Annotated in this window: 1 protein-coding gene and 1 pseudogene; one reads left to right on the forward strand and one right to left on the reverse strand. The window is 39.1% G+C overall.

Annotated features, from left to right (window positions below; genetic code table 11):
- Window positions 1-332 precede the first annotated feature (332 nt).
- Entirely contained in the window at window positions 333-1,196 is an 864-nt protein-coding gene (locus J5224_RS26630) for a hypothetical protein (RefSeq protein WP_264628174.1), read from the reverse strand.
- A 97-nt stretch (window positions 1,197-1,293) separates the two neighbouring features.
- On the opposite strand from J5224_RS26630, the pseudogene J5224_RS26635 reads away from it, so the two are divergent.
- Window positions 1,294-1,725, forward strand: a pseudogene (locus tag J5224_RS26635) (phage baseplate assembly protein V); the annotation flags it as partial.

Below are 1,725 nucleotides of genomic sequence, written 5' to 3' on the forward strand. Positions count from 1 at the left end.
GATGGCCGTAGCTTTGGTGCCCATACGATCCGCGATCTGTGCCTGCGTCAGCCCTGCATTCTTGCAGGCTTGCAGCAATTCATTCAACAGAGAAAACTCATCCTCAAGGCTTTGATACTCGGCCTTGACGGGAGGATTAGCCAGCATCTTTTTGAACATTTCGTCGTGTGTCATGACGAGTACTCCTAATTATTATTTACCTCTAACACTTTCTATTAATTTTGCCAATTGTTCAATGCCATCGAATGTAGAGGGGATTTGATCGGCAGATGGCATAATATTTGAGAATATGATCGTTTCGAACTTGTCTAAAGATTCTTTGTCATTAACTTTCATTTCTTTCGCATAGTCTGTATATTTTTGAGGTAATTACTTAAAGATGTTTTGAAATAATAAATAAATATGAAGGTAAGCGTAAATGCTGGAACTAAAGTGAATAATGAGTAAATTGAATCAACTTTAACAAATCCCTTATACACTAAAAAAACATCCAAGCAAAGAGGGAATAAAGCCAGCACGCCCAAAGAAAGGGTAAACCAAAATGCGTTCTTGGATTCTTTATTTTTATTCCGTGATAATAAATCAAAGCCACTATATAATCCGACGAAATTGTAAGCATTCTCTTGCTCCTCAAGTTTTGTTTTTAACTCTGCAACTTTTGTTATATGTAAAGCGATTTTACTGTCCCATCCATTTATTAAAACTGACATTGACTTTTCAGCCTGTGCTGCTTTTATGAAGTGTTGAATATCATCGCTATTGAATTTAAATCTCATTAGTGAGAATGGCATTTCATTTAAAGTATAAAAAATTTGGCCTTGAGCCTCACTGCCAAACGCATCTCTGTTATTTAATGCAAAGTTCTTAATTACCAAAAGGTCATAATCAAGATCTCTATTCTGATAAAAATAAAGCTCCATTAAAAATCTAAATAATGTTGCAAAATAGCTATCTATATCCTCTTCACTTGTTTTTTCATCTGATAGTCTAATGCTAATGAAACGCCCAATATTGTTAATGTTAAATGGTGTCAATGAATCCCATTGTTGAGGGTTTTTTATCATGCTATTTATGATGGTTATGCAATGAGTGTTTCTTTCTCGCTGAAAATCCGTATTTTCTTCTAAGCTATGAATTTGCTTTGCATTTAATTTAAGAGTTTCATGCATTTCATTTGTATCGAAAAAAGGTGTCATTTTATAAGTTTACTCATTTAAAGTTGCTATTGTTGTTTCAAGAACGAAACAACACCAGAGCTTTGTATTAATAGCTTCAAGTATCCATCATGAAGCAATGAACACACAAGCCACCCTTACCGAAATCCAGAGCCTACTGCGCAACTTGATCCGTATCGGCGTCGTCACCCAGGCGAACACCGCCGAAACCTCTGTCGGGTATAAACCGGAGCACTGATTACTGATTGGCTGACCTGGTTGTTTCGTCGTGCCGGGCGTTCCCGAGACTGGCGGGCACCGTCAGTGGGCGAGCAAGTGTTGTTGGTATTGGTGAAAGTCGATACGTGTATCACGCTGGATATGCCAGAAGTGGTTTGCACCAACAAGCTGGCGATGGGCTCGCTGGAAGTACAAAAAGGTGGGACGATTCATGGCACCATGGAGCATAGCGGCGGCGCGCTCTTCCAACGGTGTGCAGACTGATGATCACGATCATAGTGCCGTTGTGTTCCAAAGCGTACGCGACATTTTGATCGCACTTTTATCCGCA

The sequence above is a fragment of the Candidatus Symbiopectobacterium sp. NZEC135 genome (assembly GCF_025962695.1).